This is a genomic window from Plastoroseomonas arctica (assembly GCF_018128965.1).
In the GTDB taxonomy this organism is placed as follows: Bacteria; Pseudomonadota; Alphaproteobacteria; order Acetobacterales; family Acetobacteraceae; genus Plastoroseomonas; species Plastoroseomonas arctica.
Genome location: NZ_JAAEDH010000017.1, coordinates 84,882 through 111,482, shown reverse-complemented (window position 1 = coordinate 111,482; position 26,601 = coordinate 84,882). Strand labels below are relative to the sequence as shown.

The following is a 26,601-nucleotide window of genomic DNA, read 5'->3' as shown; positions in this document are numbered from 1 at the left end:
CAGTCGCCGCGCAGCACCGCCGCGGCCGCCGCGCCGATCCCGCCGGCCGCGACCAGGCGCGCGCTTCCCTGGGTCAGCGTCAGCGGCCGCTCCGTCTCCGCGCGCAAGGTGAGGCAGGGAATGTCGAGCATGGTCGCCTCTTCGGAGACACCGCCGCTGTCAGTGGCGACCAGCGCCGCGTGGCACAGAAGGCCAAGGAATTCGCCATGTGACAGCGGCGGCAGCAGCCGCACGCCGGACGGGGGCGCGAGCCCGAATGCCTCCATCCGCGCGCGGGTGCGCGGGTGCAGCGGCCACAGCATCGGCAGCAGCGCGGCCGCCTCGCCAAGCCCGCGCAGCAACGCGGCGAGCGAGTCCGCGCCATCGACATTGCCGGCGCGGTGCAGCGTCACCAGCCCGTAGGCGCGCGCCGCCACACCCTCCGGCAAGGCGCGCGCCTGGGCGGCGGGCAAGGCGCGGTAGAGGCTGTCGGCCATCGCATTGCCGACGGCGCGCACGGCGCTCCTTGCGTGGCCCTGGCGCAGCAGCAGCGCCGCGCTGGCGTCATCAGGTGCCCAGAGCAGGGTTGCAATCGCGTCGATGGCGCGCCGGTTGATCTCCTCGGGCATGTCGGGGTCGCCCCCGCGCAGCCCGGCCTCCAGATGCGCGACGGGAATACCCAGCTTGCGCGCCGCGAGCGCGGCCGCGAGCGTGCCGTCCACATCGCCCGCCACCACCACAAGCGCCGGCCGTCGCACGGTCCAGAGATCGGCGAGCGCCATCATCGTGCGCCCCGTCAACGCCGCGTGCCCGCCGCCCGCGATGCCCAGCGCGACCTCCGGCTTGGGCAGGCCGAGTTCGGCGAGGTGCCCGTCGAACATCGCCGAATCATGGTGCTGCCCGGTATGGACCAGCACCGGGCGAAACCGGGGTGCGGCCACCAGCGCGTGCCACAGGGCGGCGAGCTTGGGCAGGTTGGGCCGCGCGGCGGCGACCAGGTGCAGCTCGCTCACGCCGGCGCCATCGCGGGGCGTCGGGCCGCTTCGCCCGCCAGCGATTCGGCAATGGCGCAGAAGCGTTCGGCATGCACGCGCCGGTCCCAGCGTCGCACCGCATCCCGCCGCGCCGCCGCACCCATTCGCGCCCGCCGCGCCGGGTCGGCGGCGAGCGCGATGAGCGCGTCGGCCAGCGCCTCGGCGTCGAATGGCGGCACCACGATGCCGCACGCCCCCTCGGCCAGGATGCGCGCGACATGGCCGGGCTGGTTGGTCACCACCGGCAGCCCCGCCGCGAGGCAATCCATCAGCTTGTTCGGCGCCGCCCATTCCGCGAAGGCCGGCACCGGCGCCAGGATCTGAAGCCCAATCTGCGCGCCGGCCAGCAGCGCCGCGACGCGCGGCTTAGGCATCGGGTCGAGGAAAGTGACGTTGTCCAATCCCTCCGCCGCCGCGCGCCGCATCAGTGCGGGTTTCTCCGCGCCCTCGCCGACCAGCACCAGGCGCACCCGCTTTTCCCGACGGCGGCGCAGCGCGGAAGCGGCGTCGAGCAGAAGCCCAAGCCCGTTCGCCGGACCGTGCGCGCCGGCATAGACGGCGAGGCATTCCCAGGCCGCCGCCGCCTCCGGCCGCCACGGCGGGATCTGCGGGCCGAACAGGTCCAGGTCGCAGCCATTCGGCACCACGAAGACGCGCGCGCGATCGGCGCCATGCGCCAGCGCGGTTTCCGCCATCCCGGGTGTCAGGCCTACCACCGCGCCGGCGCGGCGGCAGGCGGCGTCGGCCAGCCATCCATCGCCGCGAAGCTGGCGCGCAGACCCGAGCCGCACTTCCCCTCGGTCAGCGCGCGCGGCGCCTCGGGCCAGGGGTCGCGGATCTCGAACAGGAAGGGCGTGCCGCGCAGCCGCGCCGCGGCCAGCGCCGGCAGCGCGACCGTGAGCGGGGTGGAAGAGGCGATCACTAGGTCCACGCTCCGCTCCAACGCCAGCGGCGTCACGCGTCCGGCGAAGCGGAGGAAGGCGCCGGCGCGCACGGCGAGCCCCAGCGCATTGGCATAGGGGATGGCGAATTCCACCACGCGGAATCCGCCGACCCGCCCCTCGCGCGAGCCGCGCCGAAACGGCCCGTCCAAGCCTGTGACCGCGCCGCGATACCCGCCGCACGCCATCGTCACCTGGTGCCCGCGCGCGGCCATCGCACGCGCCATCGCGTGGCTGCGCGTGGCCGTGCTGCCGCCGGGAAGCGAAAAATGCTGGTGCAGATAGAGGATGCGCAAGGTCAGCCGTGCCGCGCGCGCTCGTGCGCCGCCCTGATCACGGCGATGACGCGGTCCTGCACCTCGGGCGCCATGGCACTCCCCGAGGGCAGGCACAGCCCCTCCGCGAACAGGCGCTCGGCGACCGGCAAGGGCGCGTGTGGCACCCCGCGGAAGGCCGGCTGGAGGTGCAGCGGCTTCCACACCGGGCGTGCCTCGATGCCCGCCGCCGCCAGCGCCAGGCGCAGCGCCTCGCCGCCCATGCCGAACCGCCGCGCATCGACCCGGATGGCGGTGAGCCAGCGATTGGCGCGTCCTCCCCGCGCTTCGGGCATCAACGCGATCCCCGGAACATCGGACAAGCCCAGCGCATAACGGGCCGCGATCGCACGCCGCGCCGCGACGCGGGCGTCCAGCAGCGGCAGCTGCGCCAGTCCCACAGCGGCCAGCGGCGAGGGCAGCCCATAGGCATAGCCCGTCGTCTCGTGCTGGTAGTGCGCGGCGGCTTCCCGCGCATGCCGTGCGAGGTGCCGCGCGCGCGCGATCGGCAGCGGGTCGTCCGAGCACAGGGCGCCGCCGCCGCCGGCGGTCACGATCTTGTTGCCGTTGAACGAAAACGCCGCCATGCGCGAGCCATGGCCGGCGTGGCGTCCGTGCCGCGTGGCGCCCATTGCGGCCGCGCTGTCCGACAGCAGCGCCACGCCATGCGCCTCGCACGTGGCGGCGAGTGCCGGGAGGTCCGCGCATTGCCCGTAGGTGTCCACCGCGACCACCGCGCGCGGCAACACCCCGCCGCGCGCGGCCGTGCGCAGGTCGCGTGCGAGTGCGAGCGGGTCGAGCGTCCACGACGCCGCGTCCACATCGAGGAAGCGCGGCACCGCCCCCATCTGTACGGCCGGCGCGATGGTCGCGGCGAAGGTGAAGCCGGGGCACCACACATGGTCGCCCGGCTGCAGGTCGAGGCAGCGATAAGCAAGGTGCAGCGCCGCGGTGCCGGAACAGGTCGCGAGCACATGGCGGAAGCCCGTCGCAAGGGCCACTGCCTGCTCGAAGGCGGCCGGCACCGGTCCGGCCGGGGCAAGCCAGCCATCGTCGAGGCTGGCCGCGATGGCGCCGATCTCGCCGCCGCCCAGGTGTGGCGGGGAGAGCAGCACCGGGTCCGGGGCTGCGGCGCTGACCAGGGCGGCCTGCTGCGGAATGGGGCGATCCCTTCTCGAACACGCGGCCAGAGGTGGCGTTTGCCGGCAAGGCCGCAGTCCGGCGAACAACCGCAATGATCCATCACGAGAACGAGATTGCAACCGCAGATTTAGCGAACATGGCGAATTGCACGTGTCTCGAGGCCGCCTGGCGGCACGCCGATGCCGCCGCCGCGTCGCCGCATCAGCACCACGACCGTGGCGCCGAGGATGCGCAGGTCGCGCCCGAGGCTCGGCGCCGAGGCGTAGCGGCAATCGAGCCGCAGGCGCGTCGGCCAGGGCAGCGCGTTCCGCCCGGCCACCTGCGCGAGGCCGGTGAGGCCCGGCCGCACGGAGTGGCGCGCGCCTGGCAGCACCGGGGCGTAATGCGCCGGCAGCGGCCTCGGACCCACCAGGCTCATCTGTCCGCGCAGCACGTGCCAGAGCTGCGGCAGTTCATCGAGCGCGCTCGCCCGCAGCGCCCGCCCGAAGCGCCCGGTGCGCTCCGGGTCCGGCCCATCGCCTTCCGCCATGCTGCGCAACTTCCCCATGGTGAAGGACACGCCACCGCGCCCGATGCGCGTGCTTCGGAACACCACCGGGCGGCCGAGCACGGCCCAGACGGCCAGCGCCGCTAATGCCAGCAGCGGCAGCGCAACCGGCGCCATCGCGAGCACCGCCACGATGTCCAATGCCCGCTTGCCGCGCCGCGCGTAAAAACCCCGCTCAGGCATTGCGCGCCTCAATCCTGAGGCTGAGCGCGAGCCCGAGCGCCAGCCAGGCCATGCGGTTGCCGAGGTCGGTCGAGACCATCACGGTCAGCGCCATTGGAAGTGTCAGGGCGGCGATCCGCGCGACCCGCCCCGGCGTCGCCCGCGCCCCAGCGCCAAGGGCCGCGAGCCCGGCGCCCCCGAACGCCCCTAGCCACAGCAGCAGCGCCGGCCATCCACCCTCGGCAAGCGATTCCAGCGCGTGATCGTGCGGGTGCAGCCGGCGCGTATCGCCCGAGCCCGTCGCGATCCCGAAACTGCCCGCACCCAGGCCTAGCGGCGCCTCGGCCCCCCAACGCAGCGCGGCGTTCCATAGCGGCAGCCGCCCCTGCTCGTCGCCGAGCCGGTTCTCGGTCAGCCGCTCCAGCGTGCGCAGCCCGTCGACAAGATCGGGCGCGAGCAGCAGCACCAGCGCGGCCAGCCCCCCGCTCGCGGCGACCAGCAGCGGCCAGAACATGCCCGCCAACCATGCGCCGCTGCGCCAGAGCAGCAGCATGGGGGCGACCGTCACCGCCAGAACCAGCGCGATCAGCCCGGCGCGCCCGCCGGGCAGCAGGGCCGCGAAGACCAGCGCGAGGGCCACCACCACCCAGGCCAGGCGCGAGACACCGCGCCGTTCCAGCGCGAACACCGCGGCGAGCGCCGCGCCCGAGGCCAAGGCGAGCCCCGTCACCTGGTACTGCACCCGCGCACGCTCCGGGTCGGCGCCGACCAGCCCGCCGAGCACCACCGAGCGGTCCGCGATGCCGATCGCGACAGAGGCGCCGACGAACACCGCGATCGCCACCACCGCGAGCGCGAAGCGACGCAGCATGCGGGCATCGGCGCCGACGAGCAGCCCGGCCGCGAGCATCACCGGCGCCATCAGCACGAGCTCGGCGAGCTTGCCGGCGGCCGCGTCGCGCGAGGCGCCCCAGCTCGCGCTCACCACCATCCAGAACCACAGCGCCGCGGCGGAGAGCAGCGGCAGCGCGACGCCCGCGTCGATGCGCCAGCGCCGGCTGAGCGCCAGGATCGCGAGCGGCGGCGCGAGAAGGGCGGCCAAGGCGAGGGTGAGGTCGAAGGGCAGGTCCGCGAGCAGCGGCGCCGATTTCAGCGCGCCGGCAAAGTGAACCCCCGCCGCGAGAACCCCCGCCGGCGCCGCGAACATCGCCGCGCGCATCAGCCCGCCCGCCCCCAGACACCGAGCAGCAGCAGGCAAGCCGCCCCGAGCCCCACCACCGCCGCCCCCGCCACCGCCAGCAGCCCGATCAGCAGCGGCCGGTTCGGCAGCGAGGGGCGCAGCTCGACATAGGGCATCGAGACCAGCCGCGCCGCGACCGCTTCTTCGGCCGCGACGACCATCGCGGCGCGCTGCTGCTGGGCGAGGAGCTCGACCAGCCCGTTGCGCAGGAACAGGTCGCGCTCGGCATCCAGGCGCAGGGTGAGGATGGCGATGCGCCGCGCCGCGACCGAGGCGATGTCGGCGCGCACCTTGGCCTCCGCAAACCCGTGCAGCAGCTGCAGCGCGTCGAGCGCGAGCGTGCGGTCCGGGTGCGGCAGGTTGATTTCCCAGGTCACGGTGATGGGGTTGGGCGTGACCGAGAGGTTCGCCTCGAGCCAGGTCTTGGCGTCGTCGAGATCGGCGTCGCGCGCGAGGCCCAGCGCCGCGCGAATGGCCCCGGTGAGGCCCGCGGCACGCATCTCGGTCAGGTGGGCCAGCAGCGGCGTCCGCTCGGCGAGCAGCATCGCCGCCTCGGTGGAGCGGAGTGCCGCGAGGTAGATCGCGAAATTCCCCGATGGCCGCGTGTCGAGGATGTTGCCCGGCGCGATGGCGAGCGGGGCCAGCAGCGTGGAGGTGGCGATGCCGGTGGTCTCGGCGGGTGCGACGGTGATCTCGGCGACGTAGCTGCGGGTCCAGACGAGCACCGGCGTCGCGCCGGCGAGCAGCAGCACGAACCAGGCCAGGGCGAGCCGCGCCCGCCGCTGCCACAGCGCGCGCAGCAGCGTCTCGAGCGCCATGCCCCCCGCCGGCGGCCGCTGCTCGTCGGGCCGGGGCCCGAGGTGCGCGGCGGTGAGCCAGGCTTCGGCTTCCTCGCTCATGCGGCGATGTCGATGCAGGTCGTGAAGCGCGTGGCGGGTGCCGCGACCACGGCCTCCAGCACCGGCACGCGCGCCAAGCTTCCATAGGCGGGGCTCTCGAACCCGTCGGTGAGGCGCAGGCGAACCGGCGCATCGGCGCCGATCGCGATGCGTGCACCGTCGCTCTCGACCGTGTCGCCCAGCAGCCGCCAGGCGCCGGGGGCGAGACGCCAGCGCAGCGTCGCGTGGCGGAACGGGCCGGCGATGCGGTCCTCGATGCGCGCCTGGTGCGCGCCCAGGGTCACCGCGCGGGCATGTGTCATGCCGCGGGCGTCGCGGGTCTCGGCACCGTCGGGGATCAGGTGCACGCGCGGCCAGCGCGCGAACAGGAAGCGCGTGACGCGTGGCATGGGCTCGGCATCATCGAAGGTGACGAGGTTGTGGGCGCGCGCGGCGGCGAGGTCGACGCCCTGCCAGGCCGCATCGTTCGGTGGATTGTAGCTGCCGCTGCCGCCGTCGCGCAGCAGGTTCGTCGCCCCGACCCAGAGATCGAGGTGCAGCAGGTCGGCATGGGCGGGGCGGAAGCGCTGCGGCACGCCGGTGCGCAGGATCGCGCGCAGCCGCCCCGCCTGCCAGCCGCGCCACCCGGCGCTCACCCAGACGTCGGTCGCAAGCGGTAACGCGCCGAACACCGCCTGCGCCCGCGCGAGGCTGGCGCGCGCATCATCCGGGCCGGTGCCCGCGAGGTCGGCGAAGCAGGAGGGGTCTTCCGGCCCCAGCCGTGGCAGCCGACCGGTCACGGGATCCATGATCCGCGCGAGCCAGGCGGTGGCCGCCGCCGCGCGCGCGCGCAGCGCGCGATCCGCCTCCGCACCGCGATGGCGTCGCCACAGCCGGACGGTGACGGCGAGTGTGTCCAGCAGCAGCCGGTGGTAGCGGGCACTCGGCTGGGCGAAGGCGCCGCAGGGGGTGACGAGGCGCTGCGTCGTGCGGACCAGCGCTGCCGCGCCGCGCCGCTCCCGCTTCGCATCACCCAGCAGCAGCCCGCAGGCGAGCAGCCCGGCTGCCTCGGAAACCGCGTGGTTGTTGTCCTGCGCGAGCGCGTAGAAGCGCGTGGCCTCGATGCGCCGGGCATGGGCGTCGAGCAGGGCGCGCATCGCGGCGCCGGGCGGCGCGTCCAGGCTGATGGCGAGGGTCAGGGCACGGAGTGCGCATTCCTGGCCGCAGGCCCAGGCGGGTCCGCGGAAGGGCGGGTTGCGCGCCGCCCAGTCGCGGAGCAGGCGCTCGGCGGCCGCCCAGTCGCCACGCGCGGCGAGTGCCGGCAGGCCACCAAGCCGGTTGACCTCCCATATCGGGCGGATGTCGCCAGGGGCGAAGAGCGGCAGATCGAGCGCGTGGCGCGCGGGGTCGAAGGGTCCGTGCCAGTCTGTCGCGGTAACCGGCACCTGCGCGGCGGTGCCGAAGAACGGTCCGCGCAGCGGATCGCGGTCGCCCAGCGCGCGTCGCGCGCCGCGGCGGCCAGCGCGATGTAGGACGTGCAGAAGAACTGGCCACACGCCGAGGCGGGATGCAGCGTCGGCTCTGAGCACGAAATGCGGGAATGCTGCGATCACAATACCAATTTACGGTTGAATAATTCGTGAGCAAGTTCTTTTATGCTTTCGAAACAACATATGCGATTCCCACGAAAACCCGTGCTCCGCTACGTACTCACCCTCACCCTTGGGTTGATCCCGCTTGTGCTGCTCGCCGGCGCCGGCGTCGCCCAGCCGATCGCCGGCAGCGGCCCGCCGGGCGGCTTTCTGCTGCCGCCGTCGTTGCCCTCGCTGCTGCCAGGGGGCGCCGCGCTGCCGAGCCTGCCGCCCGCCGCGCAGCAGGAGATCATGGCGCGCATCCAGCAGGCCATGCCGCAGCGCCCGGGCGCGCCCTTAGCCTCGCCCGGCCCCGCGCCCACGGGACCCATGGCGGCATCGCCCGTGGCCCCCGCCGCGCCGGCATCGCCGCCAGAGGAACCGCTTTCCTCCTTGGAACGCTTCTTCGCCACGCGCCTCGCCGGGGAGCCGCAGCCGCTGCGCCAGTTCGGCTACGAGACCTTCACCGCCGCCCCGGGTGCGGCACCGCCCGGCTTCGGCGCGCTTTCCGACGACCACCTGATCGGCCGCGACGATGAGCTGATCGTGGCACTCCGGGGTCGCGTGCGGCAGACGCACACGGTGCGCGTCGGCCGCGACGGCATGCTGCTGCTGCCCGACCTGGCGCCCATCATCGCCGCGGGGCGGTCTATCCGTGAGGTCCGTGCCGACCTCGACGCCCGGGCCCGGCTCGAGATGGGCGGCACCGAGGCCTACCTCAGCTTCGGTGCGCTGCGGCAGATGGGCGTGCTGGTGGCAGGTGAGGTGGTGCGTCCCGGGGTGCAGTCGCTCACCCCGCTCGCCACCGTGATCGACGCGTTGGCTGCGGCGGGCGGGGTGCGCAAGACCGGATCGCTGCGGGCGGTGCGCGTGGATGGGCCGCGCGGCAGCCGGGTGGTGGATCTCTACGGCATCCTCACCGGCGATGCCGCGGCCCCCGACATCACGCTGCGCGAGGGCGAGCGGGTGATGGTCCCCGCGCTGGGTGCTGCGATCGCGATCGCCGGCGACGTGACTCGGCCGGGCATTTACGAGCTGCCGGCGGGCGCGGCCTCGGCCAGCCTCGCCGATGCGCTCGCGCTGGCCGGCGGGGCGCTGCGGCCGATCGGCAACCGGATGCTGGTCTACCAGGGCGACGCCCAGGGCCGCCGCGTCGTCGCCGAGGTTGCGCCGGCCGGGCTGCTGCGGCGCGGCGACGCCATGCGGGTCGCGCCGGGCCTCGACGTGGAGACCAGTGGGTTGCGCCTGGTCGGCCACGTGACGGCGCCGATCACCCGTTCCACCGGCGGTGCGACGCGGCTTTCCGCGCTGCTGTCGGACCCACGGCTGGTGCGCTCCGACGCCTATGGACCGCTGGGAGTGATCTGGCGGGCGGAGCGCCCCGCGCGGCAACGGCGCTTCGTGGCCTTCCCGCTCGGCCGCGTGCTGGCGGGCCAGGCGGACCTGCCGCTGCAGGAGGCCGACGAGGTCGTGGTGCTCGCCCGCGCCGACATCGCCTGGCTCGCGAGCCCGCCGGTGCAGCGCGCCCTGCGCGGCGAGATGGGCGAGGGTGACAACACCTGCCCGGCGCTGCTGCAGGTGGCGATCGCCGCGCGGTCTTCGCCGGCCCGCTTCGCCCATGCCCGCGGCGCGGGGTTCCCCGACCTCGGCGCACCGGCCTGTCCGGCGATCTTCGCGCGCTATCCGGACCTGCTTGCCTATCTGCTCGACCAGTCCGTGGTGCTGACCGGCGAGGCGAGGCAGCCGGGCCTCTACCCGGTGCCGGACGATACCGGGCTCGACGTGGTGATCGCGGCGGCCGGCGGGCTGTCGGATGCGGCGGATCTGCGGTCGGTGGAATTCGCGCGCGAGCCGGCGGAAACCTCAGGGTCGATCCCGCTCACGCGCATCGTGCTCGACCTGCGCAGCCGCAACTTCGCCGCCGTGCGCCTCTCGCCGCGCGACGCGCTGCGCATGCCGCGCGGCTTCGCCGACCGCGAGACCGGGCCGGTGACCTTGGTGGGCGAGTTCCTCCGGCCGGGGGTCTACGACATCCGCCGCGGGGAACGGCTGTCCGAGCTGATCGCGCGCGCCGGTGGATTGACGCGCGAGGCCTTCCCCTACGGCGCCGTCTTCACGCGCGAGAGCGTGCGTCAGCGCCAGCAGGAGGGCTTCGCCCGCACCGCACGCGAGCTGGAGATGGGCATGGTGCAGGTCGCCGCTGGGCAAGCGGTGGTCGGCACGCGCGGCGGCGCCGTCGATGTCGGATCCGCTGTCGCGGCGGGCCGCGAGCTGGCCAATTCCCTGCGCGAGACGCGGGCCGCGGGGCGGATGGTGGTGGAGGCAAATCCGGTGGTGCTCGCCGGTCGTCCGGAGCTGGACGTGCTGCTGGAGCCGGGCGACCTGATCGCGGTGCCCAAGCGGCCCAACGAGGTGACGGTGGTGGGCAGCGTGCTGAATGCAGGCAGCCTGCAGTTCCGCAGCGGCTGGCGCGCTTCGGACTACGTGCGCGCGGCGGGTGGGCAGCAGCGGTTTGCCGATGGTGGGCGCGCCTTCATCGTGTTGCCAAACGGGCAGTCGGTGCCGGCAGGGTTGGGTTCCTGGCAGCAGGGCGGGCCGCCGGTCCCCCCCGGCAGCCTGGTCGTGGTACCGCAGGATCCGAGCCCTTATGAGAACTGGGCCTTCGTGCGCGATCTGACGCAGGTGCTCTCTCAGGTCTCGGTGAGTGCGGCGGCCCTGGCGGTGATCACCCGGGGTGCCCGCTGAAGGCTCGGGCGTTCTCGCGATGGATGTGCGCGCTGCTCATCCTGATGCCGCTTTGCGTGGCCGCGCAGGAAACCGGGGGCAATTTCGGTGGCGCCGGGCTCATCGAGATGCCCAATGCACGGCTGCGTCCGGACGGCACGCTCGAGGCAGCCGCCGCCATCCGTCGCCAGCGCGACTTCTATGCCCTGTCCCTGCAGGCGCTGCCCTGGATGCAGGCGGTGTTCCGCGTCGCCGACCGGCTGAACGCCACCACCGGCCGCGGCAACACCACCGACCGCTCCTTCGATGTGCGCGTTCGCCTGTGGGAGGAGGATGCCTTCCTGCCCGCCCTCGCGGTGGGCCTGCAGGATCTCGCTGGCACCGGGATCTATGCCGGCGAATACCTGGTGGCCTCGCGCCGGTTCGGCCCGGTCGATGTGACCTTGGGCATGGGCTGGGGGCGCCTGGGCAATGCCGGCGATCTCACCAACCCGCTGCGCATCGGCGCGCCGGGTTTTTCCCGCCGCCCGCGCGATGTCGGCCAGGGTGGGCGCCCGGACCCGCGGGTCTGGTTCCGCGGCCCCGAGGTCTCGCTGTTCGGCGGCGTCGAGGCGCGTGTGCCGGGCCTCGAGAACCTGCGGGTGAAGCTCGAATATTCCGGCGATGAGCGGCGCGACGAACGCCGCCGCCGCGGCCTCGCGGATTCGCGATTCAACGCCGGGCTGCAGTGGAGCGACGAGCATTTCGACGCGGGCGTCTTCTTCGTCCATGGCACCGACCTGCTGTTCCGCGTCTCCGCGCGCTTTGATGCCGGCGCCCCGCCGCGTGCCGCCTTGCCGGACCCGCCGCCGCTGGAGCCCCGCCTGCGCGAGGCCGATGGCGGGCGTCTCGGCGAGGCGCTGGCGGCGCAGGGCTTCCGGCTTCTGGCGGTGGACCTGAATGGGCCCGAGGCGGTGATCGCCTTCACCGGAGGCCGCTACCGTACCCTTGCGCAGACCGTCGGCCGGGTGATGCGCGCCGCCCAGCCGGCGCTGCCGCCGCAGGTCGAGCAGGTGACGCTCGCCTGGTGGCGCGACAGCGTGGAGATCGCGCGCGTGCAGGTGCTGCGCGAGGCAATGGAGGCCGCGAGCCTCGGCCAGGGCAGCTTTGAGGAAGTGTTCGCCACGGCGCGTCTGCTGCCCGCCGGCAATCCGCTGCCCCACGGTGCCACCGCGCCTGCGCTTGGGCTGGACTGGGGCATCGAGCCGCGCCTGCGCCTGTCCTTCGGCGACCCGCGCGAGACGCTGCTCTACCAGGCATCACTGGTCGGCGGTGCGCGGGTGTCACTGGGCGCTGGGTTCGCGATCGCCGGCGGGTTGCAGCACGCCTTCGCGCAGAATCTGGACCGCGCAGCACCTTCCGACAGCCAGCTGCCGCGCGTGCGCAGCGACGCGGCCCGCTACGCAAGCGGCGCCGAGCACCTCGCGATCCCCGCGCTCTACGCCGAGCGCATCTGGGCGCTCGCACCGGATGTCTTCGCGCGCACCACGGTGGGATACCTGGAGCCGATGTTCGCCGGCGCCTCGGGAGAAATCCTGTGGCGCCCGAACGACCAGCCCTACGCCATCGGGCTCGACCTCGCCTGGGTGCGGCAGCGCGCCTTCGAGCAGGATGCGCGTTTGCGGCGCTATGCTGTCACCACCGGGCATGTCTCGCTGCATGCAGACCTGCCGCTTTGGAACCTGCACGCCACCATCCGCGCGGGGCGCTATCTCGCGGGCGATTGGGGCGCCACGCTCGAACTTTCCCGCCGCTTCGATTCCGGGATCGAAGTCGGCGCCTTCGCCACGCTTACCGACGCGCCGTTTCGCCGCTTTGGGGAGGGCAGCTTCGACAAGGGCATCTTCCTGCGCGTCCCGCTCGACCTGTTCGGGGTCGAGAGCCGGTCCTCGGTTGGCGCGACCATCCGCCCGGTGCAGCGCGATGGCGGCCAGCGCATGGCGGTGGACAGCCCACTCTACGAGCTCACCCGCGATGGGCGCGCGGATGATTTCCGCCGCGGCGCCGGGGGGTTCCTGCGTTAGGGCCGGGCGGGTATTGAGGCGCCACATGACCCTCGAAGCCTTCCTCCGCCACTTGGCCTTCGCGGGCGTGCTCGCGCTGATCTCCGCGCTCTGCGTGCGGCTGATGATCGCGCGGCCGATCCTTGACCATCCCGACGCGCGTAAGGCGCACAAGCACCCCACGCCCAAGGGCGGTGGCGTCGGCATCGTGGTCGCCTTCCTGGTCGGCATGGCGGTGCTGTTCCAGGTCGCCGCCTTCGCGCGGCTGGCCGATACGCAATTCGTCGGCGTGATCGCGGCGGCGGCGGCGATCGCACTGGTCGCCTTGCTCGACGACATCTGGGATTTCCGCTTCATCGTGAAGCTCGCTGCCCAGGCCGGCGCGGCGCTGGTGGCGGTGGCGGGCGGCATTGCCCTCGACCGCTTGTCGATGCCCGGCCTGGGCATGGTGAGCCTCGGCTTCGCCGGTGTCGCGCTCACCCTGTTCTGGATCATCGCCTGCACCAATGCGGTGAACTTCATGGATGGGTTGGATGGGCTGGTGGGCGGCTCGCTGTTCCTCGCCTGCGCGATCCTGGCGCTGATCGCAGCGCAGGAGGGTGGGCTGTTCGTCTATGCCTGCGCGCTGATCCTGGCGGCGGGGCTTGCGGGCTTCCTGCCCTTCAACCTGCACCCGGCGCGCATCTTCATGGGCGATGTCGGCAGCCAGTTCCTGGGATTCGTGATGGCCGTCTTGGCCGTCGCGTCGGCGCGCTTCGACCTGCAGCAGCTCTCGTTCCTGATCGTGCCGCTGCTATTGTTCGGGCTGCTCTTCGACACCGGATTTACCTTGCTCCGCCGGGCGCTGATGCGCGAACGGATCAGCGCGCCGCACCGCAGCCACCTGTATCAGATGGCGCAGCGAAGCGGCGTCTCCGTGCGCCGCGTGGCGCTCGTGCATTGGGTATTCGTGTGCTTCCACGGCGCGCTGGTGGCGCTGTTCCTGCGCCTCTCACCCGAAGCAAAGCCGCTGGTCGTGCTACCCGCGATCCTGGTGCAACTCGCCTGGCTCGGCTACGTCGCGCGCCGGGTGCGCGCCGCGGGCCTCAGTTGGCGCTCGGGTTGAGGAACTCGATCTCCAGCATCGCGACCCTGTCGCCCACCCACTGCTCGGCACGGAAGACCGCGCCCGTCTCGGGGTTGGCGAAGAAGCGGTTGGCGAAGCTCGCAGCACCCTCGCACTCCTCGTCCACCAGCAAGGCGCCACCCTCCTCGCGCGCTTGCAAGGTGCAATCGAGGATCAGGCCGAAGCGCATCCGCGCCGGCTCCCGATCCGAACCCATGAGGTCCACGATGCGCCGCGCCCGGCCCTCGCGCGTGAGCAAGGCGCGCGGATTGTCCAAAGGATCCGGCCCCTCGAACCGCGTGGTGGCCAGCACGTCGTAGAGGCCCGAGGTCGCGACGATCCGCGCGCCCTCCGTCACCACCACCACGCCGCCACTGCTGCGCCAGGTGCGCCGCTCGCCCTGCACGGAGACCAACCGCGCGACGGCGCGCCGCGACCCCATGGTGAGCGCCACCGCCGGGCCCTGCGGCGGACGCGCCGAGCCATCATCCCAGCGCGCCCGTGCGCTGCGATCCTCGGGCGGGCCATCGAAACTGGGAACCGGGATCGGCCAGACGAGGACGCGGAGGATGTCGCTGGTCGCGGTTTCGCCGCAGGCGGAAAGCAGGGCGAGAATCAGGAAGGCACATACACGCATGACGCGAAACTAAGCGCAGAAAGCAGCGGGGGAAAGAATTCTCCCCGACAACCTGTAGGTTTTCGCCCTTTCTTTTATTTTTGCTTACTGGTTCCCGGCAGCACGGACGGGACCAATGCGCGACGGCCGTTGAACGCGACAAGTCCAAGGGCCACCACGATGCCGATCCAGTGCGGGTAGGGCAGGGCGTCGCCAAAGCCGGCTTCGAACAGCGCGGGGAAGATCATCAACAGGCCGGCGAAGGCCATCGCGACGCGCTCCCACACGGCCAGCGCGCGAATCGCGAAACCCTGCGCGGCGGCCGACAGCGCGGCCAGGCCCGCGGCGGCCAAAAATGTCTGCCAGACGACGTCCACCCAGGTCATCGTCGGCGTGTAGGACAGCAGCAGGCCCACGCCCTCGGGGTCGGTGACGAAGACGAAGGGCAGCAGGAACGCCGGCAAGGTGTACTTCCACGCCTGCAAGGTGGTGCGGTAGGGGCCGGCACCCGTGATCGCGGCAGCCGCGAAGGGCGACAGGGCGGTGGGCGGCGAAACCTCCGACAAGACCGCATAGTAGAAGACGAACATATGCGCCGCGTAGTCCGGCACACCCAGCTTGGTCAGGGCGGGCGCGGCCACCACAGCGCAGATGATGTAGCTGGCCGTCACCGGCACCGCGAGGCCCACCACCCACACGATCAAGGCGGTGTAGAGCGCGGTAATGACCACCGAACCGCCCGCCGCCTGGATCGCGATGTCGGAGAACTTCAAGCCCAGCCCGGTCAGCGTGATCACGCCCACGATGATGCCCGCACAAGCGCAGGTGGCCGCGATGCCAACCGACTGGATCGCGCCCTCGGCGAGCGTGTTCACCAGCTTGCGCGGCGTCAGTGCGGAGTCCTTGCGCAGGAAGGAGAGCACCACGCCCACCACCATCGCGTAGAGCACCGACAGCGTCGGCGAATACCCGATCGACATGAACACGATGATCGCGACGAGCGAGGTAAAGTGGAACCCGTATTGCCGCACCAGCGCGCCGGCGCGTTCGACCTGCATCGCCTCGGCCATCGCGGCGGCCGCGGCACTCGCCCCCACGCGGGCGGCGATGCGGCGCTGGTCCAGCTCCACCATGAACAGCAGCGAGGCGTAGTAGAGCACGGTCGGGATCGCGACCATGCGCAGCACGTCGAGATAGCCGATCTTGAGATACTCGGCGATCAGGAAGGCGGCCGCACCCAGCACCGGCGGCGAGATGATCGCCCCGAGCCCGCCGGCCGCGAGCAGCCCGCCTGCGTCATCGGCGCGGTAGCCCACGCGCTTCATCATCGGCCAGGCGACGGTGCCCAGCGTCACGGTGGTGGCGACACCCGACCCGGACGGCCCGCCCAACAGGAAGGAGGAGAGCACCACGGTGCGCCCGGCGCTGCTCGGCTTGCCGCCGGTGATGGCGAAGGAAAAGTCCACGAAGAACTTGCCCGCGCCGGAATTCTGCAGGATCGCACCATAGATGGTGAACAGGATGATCAGCGTGGCCGAGACGTCGATCGCGGTGCCGAAGATGCCCTCGAGCGTGATGGTGAGGTGCGGCACCAGGCGTTCGCCGCCATAGCCCTGGTGCTGCCAGGGCGCGGGCAGGTGGTTGCCGAAGAAGGCGTAGAGCAGGAAGCCCAGGGCCACGACCGGCATCACCGGCCCGGTGGCGCGGCGTGCGACTTCCAGCACCAGGCCAATGAGGACCCAGCCGACGATGACGTCCATCGGTTCGGGGAAGATGTAGCGGTCCTGCAGGTCATCGCCGCCGGTCACCAGGTAGTAGATGACGTAGATCGAGGCCGCGACGAGGATGATGTCCCACGGCATCAGCTTGTGCCGGAACCGCTTGGACACCGGGAACAGGTAGAAGCCGAGCACCAGCGCGAACCCGACATGGACGTAGCGCAGCACGGTCGTCGGCACGATGTCCCAGGCCGCCCAGAGGTGGAACAGGGCCATCGCCAGCGCCGTCGCGACGGCGACCACGCCGAGGACGCCGGTGAACTTGTTCTGGGAGCCTTCTTCCGCCTCGATCAGTTCCTCGATGCGCTTGGTCGTGGTGGCATCGAGTTCGGCCATGGGTGCTTCTCTTAGTGACTAAAAATAAAAGAAGAGGGGTTGGGGGGAATTCTTTCCCCCCATGCTTTCTTCTACAGCGTCGCGCCCTGGCCGCGCCAGAACGCCTCCGCCGCCGGATGCCACGGAATCCCCGCCGCCGCCGTCTTCTGCGCCGCGAGGTTGAAGTTCCGCGCCTCCGCATGCACCCGCGCCCAGTCTTCGCGGCTGCTCCAGGTGATGTTCAGGATCTGCGTCACCAGTGCCGCCGGCATGTCCTCGCGCACCGCCAGCACATTGGCGACCGAGAGCTGTGCGTTGTCCGTGGTCTGTCCCGGATAGGTCCCGGCGGGGATCACTTCGGGGAAGTAGACCGGCCCGTGCTTCTCCACGATCGCCGCGTGCAGGTTCGCGTGGTCGATGAGGTGCAGCGTGGTCCCCGGCGTCGCGGCCAGGTCGGTGATGGCGGAGGTCGGCACGCCGGAGACGAAGAAGTAGGCGTCGATCTTGCCGTCCTTCAGCGCGTTGGTGCTCTCGGCGGGCGAGAGGCGTTCGCGGCCGCGGAAGTCCGACGCGATGTTGAGGCCCGCGGCCTCGATGACGCGCAGCGCAAACAGTTCGGTGGCCGAACCCGGCGCGCCGGTGGAGATGCGCTTGCCGCGGAGGTCGCCCATCGTGCGCACGCCTGTGCTGGTGGTGGTCACCACCTGCATGCGGTTGGTGTAGAGCACTGCGATGGCGCGGGCGGGGACCACGCGGCCGCGGAACGGCCCGGCGCCGCGGATGGCGTCCACCCCGGCATCGACCTGGCCGAACAGCAGGCCGACGCGATTGGCGCCGAGCAGCTGGAAGTTGGCGGTGGACCCGCCGGTGACTTCGACGGTTGCGCTCATGCCGGGGATGCCGCGCGAGAGGTAGTTCGCCAGCGCGCCGCCGAGCGGGTAGTAGACGCCGCCCGTGGTGCCCGTGGCGATTGCGAGCTGCTGCGCGGCTTGGGCGCGGAGTGCGGCGGGGGCGGCGAGGATGCCGGCGGAGGCGAGGGCTGCGCGGCGCGTGATCCCGGTCATTGACTTTTCTCTCCCTGTTCGTGCCGCGGGTGATAGCGCCCAAGCGGTGTGACGGAAAGGGGCGCTCAGCGTTGCCCGCGCATCCCGGCCAGGATCGCGCCGCCGGCGATGAGGAAGACGATGACTGTCGCCATTCCCGCGCGCTGGCTGCCGGTGATCTCGGTGACGGCGGCGAGCGCCGCGGGCCCGAGGAAGCCGGTGACCCGCCCGGAAAGTGCGAACAGCCCGAAATGCGCCGAGACCTGGTCGGCCGGCGCCATCTTCACCATCAGCGATCGCGACGCGGCCTGGGCTGGGCCGACGAAGATGCCGAGCGGGAGCGCGAGCAGCCAGAAGGCAAGCGTGCCGGAGGCGACCAGCAGCCCGGTGCCGAAGAAGGCCACGCCGGTGAGCGCGAGCAGGATGGTGGTGCGGCTGCCGATACGGTCCTCGATCAGCCCGAAGCCGGCCGCGCCGGCGCCCGCGGTGACGTTCAGCGCGATGCCGAAGATCATGATCTCGATGAAGGACAGTCCATAGACGCCGGCCGCGAAGATGGCGCCGAAGGCAAACAGCGTGTTCAGGCCGTCGGTGTAGAACAGCCGCGCGACCATGAAGCGCAACAGCGCCGGGGAACGGGGCAGGGACCGCAGCACGGCCCCGACTTCCGTCAGCCCCAGGCGCGCGGCGGCGGCCCAGCCGGGACGCTCGCGCGGCGGCGGGTCGGGAAGGGCGAACAGCACCGGCCAGCCGAAGCCCAGCATCCACACGGCGACGATCAGCGCGGCGGCGCGCACAGGCTCGCTCGCGGCCTTGTCCAGGCCGAAGGGCGGCGTGGCCGGCAGCACCAGCGCGAGGCAGACGGCCAGGCAGCACAGCCCGCCGGCATAGCCCAGCCCCCAGGCGAGGCCCGAGACGCGCCCGGTCTGCTCCGGTGTCGCGACCTGCGGCAGCATGGAATTGTAGAAGACGGTCCCGATCTCGAAAGCGATGGTGGCGATGCCGACGGCGGCGAGGGCGAGCAGCGCCGAGCCCGGCTCGGGCGTGGCAAACCACAGCGTGGCGGTGGCGGTGGCGCAGACCACCGTGCACCACAGCAGCATCAGCCGCCGCCTTCCGCCGGAATCCGCGACCGCGCCCATGATGGGCGCGAGGATGGCGATGGCGAGGCCCGCCAGCGTCTGCATCCACCCCCATCGCGCCTGCCCGGTGACCGGGTCCGGCGCGATGCCTTGGGTGAAATAGGCTGCGATGACGAAGGTGGAAACCACCGTGGGGAAGGCCGAATTCGCCCAGTCATAGAGCGCCCAGGCGAAGGCCTTTCGCGTCATCGCACCAGCATCGAGAGCGTCCGCACTGCGACCGAGACGCCGGCGAGATCGCCGCTCGCGGCCGCCTCGCGTGCCAGCATCGCGGCGGACTGGTCGTCCGGCTTCGCGCCGGCGAGGGCCGCCTGTGCCAGCCCGGCCTGGATCGATTGCAGATCGGCCAGCAGCAGCGCCCGGGCCCGGGCACCGAAGGCGCCCGGCGCGGGTGCGGCCACCGCCGCGGCCTGCAGCGCATCGAGGGCGAAATCCTGCCCCGCGGCGCGCCAGGCCGAAGCCGCAGCATCGGGCGAAGCCCCCGCCCGCGCCGCAAGGCGCACCACTGCCGGCGCGGCGACCAGGTGCCGCGCGCCGGCGACCAGGGCGGCCACCATCGGCGGCAGCGGGCTCTCAGCCGGAGCGGGTTCGGCGGCCAGAAGGGCAGCGATGCCCGGGCGCAGATCGGCGATCGCCTCGCCCAGCGCGCCTTCGCCCCCGAGCAACCCATGCGCCGCCCCTTCCTGCAAGCCGCGCAGCGCACGCAGCGCCTCGATCTTGGCGGACTCGGGCGCGGCACAATCCGCGATCTCGGCCACCGCCTCCTCCAGCGCGAAGCAGGCGGCGGCGATCCAGGCGGCACGCACCGCGGCGGCCGGGCTCGCCTCGACCGTGAGGCGCGCGAGCGCGGCGCAGCCCAGCCGGTTGGCGACCACATTGCCCATCACGGTGGCCACGAGGTTGCGGCGCAGGCGGTGGCTTTCGGCATAGCGCGCGTAGTCGGTGCGCAGCGCCATCGGGAAGTAGCCCAGCAGAACGGGGGTCAGCGCGGGATCGTCCGGCAGGTCGGAATTCTCGATCGCCTCGATCAGCCAAAGTTTCGCGAAGGGCAGGAGGGCTGCGATCTCCGGCCGGGTCAGCGCCTCCCCGGCACCGATGCGCCGACGCAGTGCCGCCTCGTCGGGCAGGCCGGCCACGGCGCGGTCGAGCAGGCCGGCGGCCTCGAGCTTCAGCATCAGCGCGCCTTGCGCGGCGAGTGCCTCCGCGCCGGCCTCGGCCTCCACCGTCACGGCGAGGGACTGGTCGTGATTGTCCGCCAGCACCAGCCGCCCGACCTCGTCCTGCATCGTGCCGAGCAAATCGTCGCGCTGGCGCCGGGTGAGTGCGCCGTCGGCCTCGGCGGCGAAGAGCAGGATCTTGATGTTCACCTCGTGGTCGGAGGTCGAGACACCGGCGGAATTGTCCAGCGCATCGGTGTTGATGCGCACGCCCGCGCGCGCGGCTTCGATCCGCCCCGCCTGGGTGATGCCCAGATTCGCACCCTCGCCGAGCACGCGCGCGCGGATCGCGGCGCCATCGACGCGGATGGCGTCGTTGGCGCGGTCGCCGGCATCGGCCTGGGATTCGGCCGAGCATTTCACATAGGTGCCGATGCCGCCGAAATAGAGCAGGTCCACCTTCGCGGTCAGGATGGCGCGCATCACCACCGCCGGCTCCACGCGCTCGGCGGCGATGCCAAGCATGGCGCGCGCCTCGGGCGAGAGCGGGATGGTCTTGGCGTTGCGCGGCAGGATCGCACCGCCCGGACTCAGCAGCGCAGCGTTGTAGTCCGCCCAGGAGGAGCGCGGCAGCTTGAACAGCCGCTCGCGCTCGGCATAGCTCGCGGCCGGGTCCGGATTGGGGTCGAGAAAGATGTGGCGGTGATCGAAGGCGGCCAGCAGCCGCGTCTGCCTGCTCACCAGCAACCCGTTGCCGAAGACGTCGCCGGACATGTCGCCCACGCCAACCATGTCGAAGGGCGCATCCTGCACGGAGCGGCCCAGCGTCTCGCGGAAATGGTGGTCGATCATCACCCACGCACCCCGCGCGGTGATGCCCATCGCCTTGTGGTCATAGCCCTGCGACCCGCCCGAGGCGAAGGCATCGCCGAGCCAGAACCCGTACTCCTCCGAAAGCCCGTTCGCGATGTCGCTGAAGGTCGCCGTGCCCTTGTCGGCGGCGGCGACGATGTAGGGGTCCTCGCCGTCGCGGCGGATGATGCCGGGCGGTGTCACCACATCCGCGCCCACGTAATTGTCGGCGAGGTCGAGCATGGCGCGGACCAGAATCTTGTAGCAGGCGATGCCCTCGGCCATGAACGCCTCGCGGTCGGTGGGCGAGGGCGACTGCTTGAGGATGAAGCCGCCCTTCGCGCCGGTGGGCACGATGATGGCGTTCTTCAGCCGCTGCGCCTTCATCAGCCCCAAAATCTCGGTGCGGAAATCCTCGCGCCGGTCGGACCAGCGGATGCCGCCCCGCGCCACCGGCCCCGCGCGGAGATGGCAGCCCTCCATGCGCGCGGAATGGACGAAGATTTCGCGCCACGGACGCGGCAGCGGCATCTCGCCGGCGATCGCGCTGTCCAGCTTGAAGGCGACGTAGGATTTGTTCTGGTAATAATTAGTCCGCAACATCGCGTCGAGCAGCCCGCGCAACCGGCCTAGGATGCGGTCCTCATCGGGGTTGGTGACGGTGTCGAGCATCGCAGTCCAGCGGCCGAGCAGTGCGGTCTCATCGCGCTTGGCGCGTGCCGGATCGAAGCGCGCGGCGAACAGATCCATCAGGATGCGCGCCGCCTCGGGCTGCGCGGCCAGGGCCGCCGTCACGCTCTCCTGCGCGAAGGCGAAGCCCACCTGCTTCAGCCAGCGGTACATCGCGCGCAGCATCCAGCACTCGCGCCAGTCGAGACCCGCGCGCAGCACCAGCCGGTTGAAGCCATCGGCCTCGACCGTGCCGTCGAGCAGCCGCGCCAGCGCGTCGAGCACCAGCGGGTAGCGATCCTCGGGGCAGGCCGCGCCGGCCTTGAGCGAGAAGACGTGCAGCGCCATCGCCGCGCTGCCTCGCGGTTCCAGCCGGTGCGGCACCTCCTCGATGGCACGCAGATCCAGGCTCTCGAACAGCGGCAGCGCATCGGCGAGCGGCAGCGCGCCACCGGGATTCACCAGGCGCAAGGTCAGCGTGTTGGGTGCGGCACCGGGCGCCTGCTCCAGCGACGCGGCGGGCCGCCCGCTCGCGATCGCGGCCTCGGCCAGCGCGATGTCGGCGAGCGCGTGGGACGCCGCCGTCGCCTCCCGGTAGGCGGGCGGGAAGGCCTCGGCCCAGCGCGACAGCAGGGTCGCCGCACCGCCCTCGCCATGCTCGGCGGCGAGCGCGTCGGCGATCCGTTCGCGGAAGCTGCGCGCCGCTTCGGCGATGGAGCGCTCCAGCGCCACGTCATTCACCGGCGGCACCTCGCCCGGCTTGGTGCCGATGACGTAGTGCACGCGCGCCAGCGGCGCATCGCCCAGCGCGATGTGATAAGCCGACAGCCTGCCGTTGAAGCCGCGCGCCAGCATCGCGCCCACGCGTTCGCGCAACTGGGTGTCGAAGGTGTCGCGCGGCAACCAGGCGATGGCGGAGACGAAGCGCTCGAACGGGTCGCGCCGGATCACCACCGCCGCGCGGGGCCTGATCTGCAGGTCCAGCGCGCGCTCGGCGCCGGCGAGGATCTCTGCATCGGGCGCCTGGAACAGCTCGTCGCGCGGCCAGGTGTCGAGGATGTTGCGCAGCGCGCGCCCGTCATGGCTCTCGGGGTCCATCCCCGCCAGTGCCAGGATGCGCTCCACCTTCTCCGACAGGAACGGGATGGCGCGCGGGTTGCGGTTGTAGGCGGACGCCGCGAAAAGCCCCAGGAACAGCCGCGCGCCGACCACCTGGCCATCCGCGCCGAAGCGGCGGACGGCCACCACGTCGGCGTGCTGCGGGCGATGCACGGTGGCCCGCATATTGGCCTTCACCACCGCGATCGGCGTGTGGTCCAGCACCGCCGCGCGCACCGCGGCCGGCACGGCGGAAAGGTCGCGCAGCGCGTCGAAGACCGGCACCGAGAGGTCGCGCAGCAGGCCCAGCGAGGAGCCATCCACCAGGGTCAGTGCGCCATCGGGTGCGACTGCCAGCTCGCGGTAGCCGAGCAGGACGAAGTTGTCGTCGCTCAGCCAGCGGATAAAGGCGGCGGCTGGGCCATGCGCCGCGATCTCCACCCCGGCGTCTTCCAGCCGCTGCAGCATGGCCGGGAAATCATCCACCGCGCGGCGGAGGTCGCCCAGCGAGCGTTCCAGAGACGCCTCCAGCGCCTCCTGGCTGCCATCGCCGGCATGGCTGAGCGTCACGTGCATCATGCTCTCGCGCGGGGCGGCCGCATCGAACGCGACCAGCCGCCCGCCCTCGCGCCGCACGCCCAGCACCGGATGGAGGAAGCGCTCCACGGCGCGGTTCTGCAGCGTCGTCGCCGCGAGCACGGAATCGACCAGGAAGGGCATGTCGTCGGTGACGACCAGCGCCACCGTGCGCGCGCCGCGCCCGGGGCCAGGCGCGAGGATGCGCAGCCGCGTCTGCCCGGGCTGGCGATCCAGCGCGAGGGCGAACAGATGCGCCGTCGCCTCGGCGATATGCTCGGCCGGGAGGCTGGCGAGCTCCGTCGTCGGGATCGCCGCGTGCAGGCGCTCCATCAGCGTCGCGGCCGCGGGCGGCAGGTCCGGGGCGAGTCGCACAAGCGCTGCGCGACCGGCTGCCAGCACCTCCGCGCGCGCGGTATCCGGCAAAAAGCTGCGGCCTTCTTCGGGCATTGTCGCTTCCTCGGATGGTTGTCGGGGACAACCTGTTCTCTAAGCCCGCCGGATGGCAAGCCTTGGGCTGGTTCCTGTGCGTGAAACCTCTACGATGCGATGTATTGCATTGAGGTTATTGCCATGACCCTGGACGAGCTCCTGGCGCCGATCACGCCCGAAACCTTCTTCGCGGAGTATTTCGACCGGAAGCCCCTCCATGTTCCGGGGGGGGCGGCGAAGTTCGCGCAGGTGCTGTCCTGGCGGCACCTCAACCGGCTGCTCGACATGACCCATATCTGGAGCGAGCAGAGCCTCAAGATGGTGCTCGACGGCGCCCCGGTTCCGGCCGCGCAATACAGCACCCGCGCCACTTCGCGCGACCAGCAGGCCGTGCTGCAGCCCGACCCTGCCCGGATGCGCGAGTGGATAAGGCGCGGTGCCAGCCTGGTGCTGAACGATGTCGACAGCCTCACACCCGGCCTTGCCGCGGTGAGCGATGCGCTGGAGGGCGCGGGCCTGGGGAAGTCCCAGGCCAACGTCTATGTCTCCTGGCAGGCGCACAAGGCCTTCGCCTCGCATTACGACACGCATGACGTCTGGGCCGTGCAGATCGAGGGCGAGAAAACCTGGTACGTCTGGGAAGGCCGCGCCGAATGGCCGATCAGCCACCCGGCCTTCCGTGGCCAGCCGCAGGCGCATCACGACGCCGCCAAGGGCAAGCTGCTGGCCACCATCGTGCTGAAACCGGGTGACCTGCTGTACCTGCCGCGCGGCTGGTATCATGACGCGATGACGCTGTCGGAGGCGTCGGTCCACGTCGCCTATGGTGTGCATGCCCCGCTGGGAATGGATTTCCTCAACATACTGGTCGAGCGGGTGCTCTACGACGCCGAGTTCCGCAAGCCGCTGCCGCGCCAGGACGGCACCGCAGCCCAAAAATTTGCGCTGACGAACCGGGCGGCGCTGCTCGGCCAGCGGCTGGGCGAGTTGTGCCGCGACCCCAAGGTGATGGGCGTGCTGGAGAATTTCGTGGCGGGCTACCGCTTTCAGCGCGGCGGGCACGACCTGCTCGCCGCCCGCGGCCTCGCCGCACCGGCGGCCGCGGGTGCGACCGATGCCGAGGCGCCGAGCTACCGGGTGGTGGATCGTGGCGCGAAGCCGGTGCGGCGCGGTGCGGAATTCGCGCTCAAGGGCAGCGCCGGCGCGGTGCCGCTCTCGGCGGCGGAGGCCGAGGCAGCGGGCTGGCTGCTCGGTCGCGCCGATGTGACGGAGGCCGAACTCGCCGCCGCGCACCCCGCGGTCGCCGCGCCCGTTCTTCTATCGAAGCTTACCGAGGCCGGCATTGTGGTGGTTGTATGACGCGTTCGATCCTGACGGTTTTCCTCGCACTCGCCGCGCTGCCGTCGCTTGGGCAGCCGCGCGCCTTCAACTGCATCGGCGCCGAGCGGCTGGAGGATGATGTCTTCACCATCCCCTTCGCCCCGGGGCGCTCGGGGGTGACCGATGCGGCGCGCAGCCTGCTCGCGGCGGCCGCCGAACTCGCCACCGCCGATACGGATCGCAACGTCTGCGTGCTCGGCCACGCCGGTGCGGAGGGCGGCGCGCAGACGACCACCACGCTCGCCGCGGCGCGGGCGCGGGAGGTGGCGCGGGTGCTGGCGGAACGCGGCATCGCGCGCGAGCGGATCAGGGCGGAGGCGCGCGGCGCCAATTTCAGCCCCGCGGCGCGCGCCGATATTCCGCGCACCCGCAGCGTGTCGATCGTGGTGCTGCCTGGCGCGCGCGAGCGTGGGCCCGAGCCGTCACGCGAGCGTACGCCCGAACCGGTTCGCGAGCGTGCGCCTGAACCGGCAACAACGCCCGCGCCTGCCGCTGAGCCCGGCGCCCGCGACGCCGCGCCCCAATCCACCACGCCGGATCGACGCCCCGAGTAGCACCAGCCCTGCGGCCGCGCCTCAGGTCCCGGTCGCGGGGGAGAGCCTGCCAATGAACAGCACCGGGCCGGTCGGCCGCCCGGTGGGCGAGCCGCCCGGCGGCTCCAGCGTGATCTCGATCAGCATGCCGGGCTCCGGCCGAATCTGGCTGGCCGACACGCGCACCTCGCCCGATTCTCGCGGGATCAGCCCGAGAGAGGTCGGCGCCGTCGCCCCCTGCGGCAACGCCCAGAGCTGCATGGCGCGGTCGGCCGGCGCAGCGCGTGGGTTCAGCGCGGCCAGGCGCAGCCCGGCGCGGTCGGCCTCCACCACCCAGGCCGGCTGGTCGCGGCTGGACAGCAGCACGGTCATCATGCGCTCCGCCGGAGCGGGCGGACGGACCAGCAGAATGGCGGCGAGGCTGCCGGCGACCACGGTCGCGCCAAAGCTCCAGGCCGGCCAGAACCAGGATGCCTTGCGCCGGGCGGGGAGCGGCGCGGCCGCCGGCTCGAGCGTGCCGGCGATGCGGTCCCACAACTCGGGCGGCGGCGCTTCCGGCGTCGCCAGGTCCTGCAACGGCGCCAGCGCCATTTCCCAGTCGGCAATCTCGTCGGCGAGCACCGGGTCGAGCGCGGCGGCGAGCGCGACCATGCGCACGGTCGCGGCGTCGAGCGTGCCGAGCACGTATTCGGCGGCGAGCGCCTGGCGTTCCTCGGGCGTCATGGCTGTGGCGCTCATGCGAGGCACTCCCGCAGGCGCAGCAGGCCGCGGCGGATCCAGGATTTCACGGTGCCCAGCGGCTCGCCGAGCTTGGCCGCCACCTCGGCATGGGAAAGCCCGTGCACGAAGGCGAGGAGAATGCCGTTGCGGATGCGCTCCTCGAGCGTGAGCAGGCAGGCGCGCAGCCGCGCACCCTCGGCCTTGGCGTCGAGCAACTCGATCGCCTCGGGCGCGATCGCGCTGTCGCCCAGGGCCGGATCATCGGAAGGAATTTCGCGCCCCCGCGCACGGGCGATGTCGAGTGCGGCGTAGCGGACGATCGCACCCAGCCAAGCGGATGCGACGCCGCGCGTCTGGTCGTACTGGCCGGCGCGGGCGGCGATGCGCACGAAGGCATCGTGCACCGCGTCGGCGGCGGCATCGCGATCACGCAGGACCGCATTCGCGATGCCGAACAGCCTTGTCGATTCGCGCTGGTAGATACTCCGCAGCGCGCGCCGGTCGCCATCGGCGACCAGCAGGATCAGTTCGGACAAGGGGGTCTCGCTTT

General features: G+C 72.1%; 20 protein-coding genes. 5 read left to right on the top strand and 15 right to left on the bottom strand.

The features are described from left to right. The 8 genes from wecB to GXW79_RS14990 form a co-directional block, all read right to left on the bottom strand. A partial coding sequence (gene wecB / locus GXW79_RS15025; protein ID WP_367614924.1) for a non-hydrolyzing UDP-N-acetylglucosamine 2-epimerase occupies positions 1-992 on the bottom strand: 992 nt, incomplete at its 3' end. After that, positions 989-1,708, bottom strand: a complete 720-nt coding sequence (locus GXW79_RS15020; RefSeq protein ID WP_211875221.1) for a glycosyltransferase — start codon at positions 1,706-1,708, stop codon at positions 989-991. The genes GXW79_RS15020 and wecB, both read right to left, overlap by 4 nt. 14 nt (positions 1,709-1,722) lie before the next feature. Continuing rightward, on the bottom strand, positions 1,723-2,250 hold the full coding sequence (locus GXW79_RS15015) for a glycosyltransferase (RefSeq protein WP_211875220.1): 528 nt from the start codon (positions 2,248-2,250) through the stop codon (positions 1,723-1,725). A 2-nt stretch (positions 2,251-2,252) separates the two neighbouring features. Then, positions 2,253-3,383: a DegT/DnrJ/EryC1/StrS family aminotransferase gene (locus GXW79_RS15010; protein WP_367614923.1), complete on the bottom strand. Its 1,131-nt coding sequence runs from the start codon at positions 3,381-3,383 to the stop codon at positions 2,253-2,255. A 155-nt stretch (positions 3,384-3,538) separates the two neighbouring features. Then, positions 3,539-4,141: a sugar transferase gene (locus tag GXW79_RS15005; RefSeq protein ID WP_211875219.1), complete on the bottom strand. Its 603-nt coding sequence runs from the start codon at positions 4,139-4,141 to the stop codon at positions 3,539-3,541. Next, positions 4,134-5,339, bottom strand: a complete 1,206-nt coding sequence (locus tag GXW79_RS15000; RefSeq protein WP_211875218.1) for an O-antigen ligase family protein — start codon at positions 5,337-5,339, stop codon at positions 4,134-4,136. Before GXW79_RS15000 ends, GXW79_RS15005 begins: the two co-directional genes overlap by 8 nt. Continuing rightward, a complete protein-coding gene (locus GXW79_RS14995; RefSeq protein ID WP_211875217.1) occupies positions 5,339-6,259 on the bottom strand; it encodes a hypothetical protein in 921 nt (306 codons plus the stop codon). Before GXW79_RS14995 ends, GXW79_RS15000 begins: the two co-directional genes overlap by 1 nt. Next, on the bottom strand, positions 6,256-7,794 hold the full coding sequence (locus tag GXW79_RS14990; RefSeq protein ID WP_367614922.1) for a heparinase II/III family protein: 1,539 nt from the start codon (positions 7,792-7,794) through the stop codon (positions 6,256-6,258). Before GXW79_RS14990 ends, GXW79_RS14995 begins: the two co-directional genes overlap by 4 nt. A 138-nt stretch (positions 7,795-7,932) precedes the next feature. Here GXW79_RS14990 and GXW79_RS14985 point away from each other — a divergent pair, with 138 nt between their 5' ends. The 3 genes from GXW79_RS14985 to GXW79_RS14975 are packed head-to-tail and all read left to right on the top strand — an operon-like array spanning position 7,933 to position 13,740. Continuing rightward, positions 7,933-10,614, top strand: a complete 2,682-nt coding sequence (locus tag GXW79_RS14985; RefSeq protein WP_367614921.1) for a polysaccharide biosynthesis/export family protein — start codon at positions 7,933-7,935, stop codon at positions 10,612-10,614. Between the two features lie 23 nt (positions 10,615-10,637). Next, positions 10,638-12,656, top strand: coding sequence for a YjbH domain-containing protein (locus tag GXW79_RS14980; protein ID WP_211875215.1), 2,019 nt, complete (start codon positions 10,638-10,640; stop codon positions 12,654-12,656). A gap of 25 nt (positions 12,657-12,681) precedes the next feature. Further along, positions 12,682-13,740 carry a glycosyltransferase family 4 protein gene (locus GXW79_RS14975; RefSeq protein WP_211875214.1) on the top strand — a complete coding sequence of 353 codons (1,059 nt, stop codon included), beginning with the start codon at positions 12,682-12,684 and terminating at the stop codon, positions 13,738-13,740. Here GXW79_RS14975 and GXW79_RS14970 read toward each other — a convergent pair. The 5 genes from GXW79_RS14970 to GXW79_RS14950 all read right to left on the bottom strand — a co-directional run bounded on the left by GXW79_RS14970 (position 13,721) and on the right by GXW79_RS14950 (position 23,436). Further along, positions 13,721-14,377 carry a YjbF family lipoprotein gene (locus tag GXW79_RS14970; protein ID WP_211875213.1) on the bottom strand — a complete coding sequence of 219 codons (657 nt, stop codon included), beginning with the start codon at positions 14,375-14,377 and terminating at the stop codon, positions 13,721-13,723. The two genes, GXW79_RS14975 and GXW79_RS14970, sit on opposite strands and share 20 nt — an antisense overlap. 74 nt (positions 14,378-14,451) lie before the next feature. Beyond that, complete coding sequence (locus GXW79_RS14965; protein WP_211875212.1) at positions 14,452-16,470, bottom strand: TRAP transporter permease; 2,019 nt, start codon at positions 16,468-16,470, stop codon at positions 14,452-14,454. A gap of 71 nt (positions 16,471-16,541) precedes the next feature. Then, positions 16,542-17,513, bottom strand: coding sequence for a TAXI family TRAP transporter solute-binding subunit (locus tag GXW79_RS14960; protein WP_211875211.1), 972 nt, complete (start codon positions 17,511-17,513; stop codon positions 16,542-16,544). A gap of 65 nt (positions 17,514-17,578) precedes the next feature. After that, positions 17,579-18,823 carry an MFS transporter gene (locus GXW79_RS14955; protein ID WP_211875210.1) on the bottom strand — a complete coding sequence of 415 codons (1,245 nt, stop codon included), beginning with the start codon at positions 18,821-18,823 and terminating at the stop codon, positions 17,579-17,581. After that, on the bottom strand, positions 18,820-23,436 hold the full coding sequence (locus tag GXW79_RS14950; protein WP_211875209.1) for an NAD-glutamate dehydrogenase: 4,617 nt from the start codon (positions 23,434-23,436) through the stop codon (positions 18,820-18,822). Before GXW79_RS14950 ends, GXW79_RS14955 begins: the two co-directional genes overlap by 4 nt. Positions 23,437-23,559: 123 nt before the next feature. On the opposite strand from GXW79_RS14950, the gene GXW79_RS14945 reads away from it, so the two are divergent. Both GXW79_RS14945 and GXW79_RS14940 read left to right on the top strand, forming a co-directional pair. Next, positions 23,560-24,777 carry a cupin domain-containing protein gene (locus GXW79_RS14945; protein ID WP_246504021.1) on the top strand — a complete coding sequence of 406 codons (1,218 nt, stop codon included), beginning with the start codon at positions 23,560-23,562 and terminating at the stop codon, positions 24,775-24,777. After that, on the top strand, positions 24,774-25,352 hold the full coding sequence (locus GXW79_RS14940) for an OmpA family protein (RefSeq protein ID WP_211875208.1): 579 nt from the start codon (positions 24,774-24,776) through the stop codon (positions 25,350-25,352). Before GXW79_RS14945 ends, GXW79_RS14940 begins: the two co-directional genes overlap by 4 nt. 21 nt (positions 25,353-25,373) lie before the next feature. Here GXW79_RS14940 and GXW79_RS14935 read toward each other — a convergent pair whose 3' ends face one another. Together GXW79_RS14935 and GXW79_RS14930 are read right to left on the bottom strand one after the other, a co-directional pair. After that, the gene (locus GXW79_RS14935; protein WP_211875207.1) at positions 25,374-26,069 is read right to left on the bottom strand and encodes an anti-sigma factor; all 696 of its coding nucleotides are present in this window, start codon (positions 26,067-26,069) and stop codon (positions 25,374-25,376) included. Continuing rightward, positions 26,066-26,587, bottom strand: coding sequence for a sigma-70 family RNA polymerase sigma factor (locus tag GXW79_RS14930; RefSeq protein ID WP_246504020.1), 522 nt, complete (start codon positions 26,585-26,587; stop codon positions 26,066-26,068). The genes GXW79_RS14935 and GXW79_RS14930 overlap by 4 nt, the downstream gene beginning before the upstream one ends. Positions 26,588-26,601 lie beyond the last annotated feature (14 nt).

What these genes read in the sequence shown, in the direction of transcription:
- GXW79_RS15020 (WP_211875221.1), bottom strand. Translation starts at nt 1,708, where the DNA reads ATGGCGGAAACCGCGCTGGCGCATGGCGCCGATCGCGCGCGCGTCTTC.
- GXW79_RS15005 (WP_211875219.1), bottom strand. Translation starts at nt 4,141, where the DNA reads ATGCCTGAGCGGGGTTTTTACGCGCGGCGCGGCAAGCGGGCATTGGAC.
- GXW79_RS15000 (WP_211875218.1), bottom strand. Translation starts at nt 5,339, where the DNA reads ATGCGCGCGGCGATGTTCGCGGCGCCGGCGGGGGTTCTCGCGGCGGGG.
- GXW79_RS14995 (WP_211875217.1), bottom strand. Translation starts at nt 6,259, where the DNA reads ATGAGCGAGGAAGCCGAAGCCTGGCTCACCGCCGCGCACCTCGGGCCC.
- GXW79_RS14980 (WP_211875215.1), top strand. Translation starts at nt 10,638, where the DNA reads ATGTGCGCGCTGCTCATCCTGATGCCGCTTTGCGTGGCCGCGCAGGAA.
- GXW79_RS14975 (WP_211875214.1), top strand. Translation starts at nt 12,682, where the DNA reads ATGACCCTCGAAGCCTTCCTCCGCCACTTGGCCTTCGCGGGCGTGCTC.
- GXW79_RS14970 (WP_211875213.1), bottom strand. Translation starts at nt 14,377, where the DNA reads ATGCGTGTATGTGCCTTCCTGATTCTCGCCCTGCTTTCCGCCTGCGGC.
- GXW79_RS14965 (WP_211875212.1), bottom strand. Translation starts at nt 16,470, where the DNA reads ATGGCCGAACTCGATGCCACCACGACCAAGCGCATCGAGGAACTGATC.
- GXW79_RS14960 (WP_211875211.1), bottom strand. Translation starts at nt 17,513, where the DNA reads ATGACCGGGATCACGCGCCGCGCAGCCCTCGCCTCCGCCGGCATCCTC.
- GXW79_RS14955 (WP_211875210.1), bottom strand. Translation starts at nt 18,823, where the DNA reads ATGACGCGAAAGGCCTTCGCCTGGGCGCTCTATGACTGGGCGAATTCG.
- GXW79_RS14950 (WP_211875209.1), bottom strand. Translation starts at nt 23,436, where the DNA reads ATGCCCGAAGAAGGCCGCAGCTTTTTGCCGGATACCGCGCGCGCGGAG.
- GXW79_RS14945 (WP_246504021.1), top strand. Translation starts at nt 23,560, where the DNA reads ATGACCCTGGACGAGCTCCTGGCGCCGATCACGCCCGAAACCTTCTTC.
- GXW79_RS14940 (WP_211875208.1), top strand. Translation starts at nt 24,774, where the DNA reads ATGACGCGTTCGATCCTGACGGTTTTCCTCGCACTCGCCGCGCTGCCG.
- GXW79_RS14935 (WP_211875207.1), bottom strand. Translation starts at nt 26,069, where the DNA reads ATGAGCGCCACAGCCATGACGCCCGAGGAACGCCAGGCGCTCGCCGCC.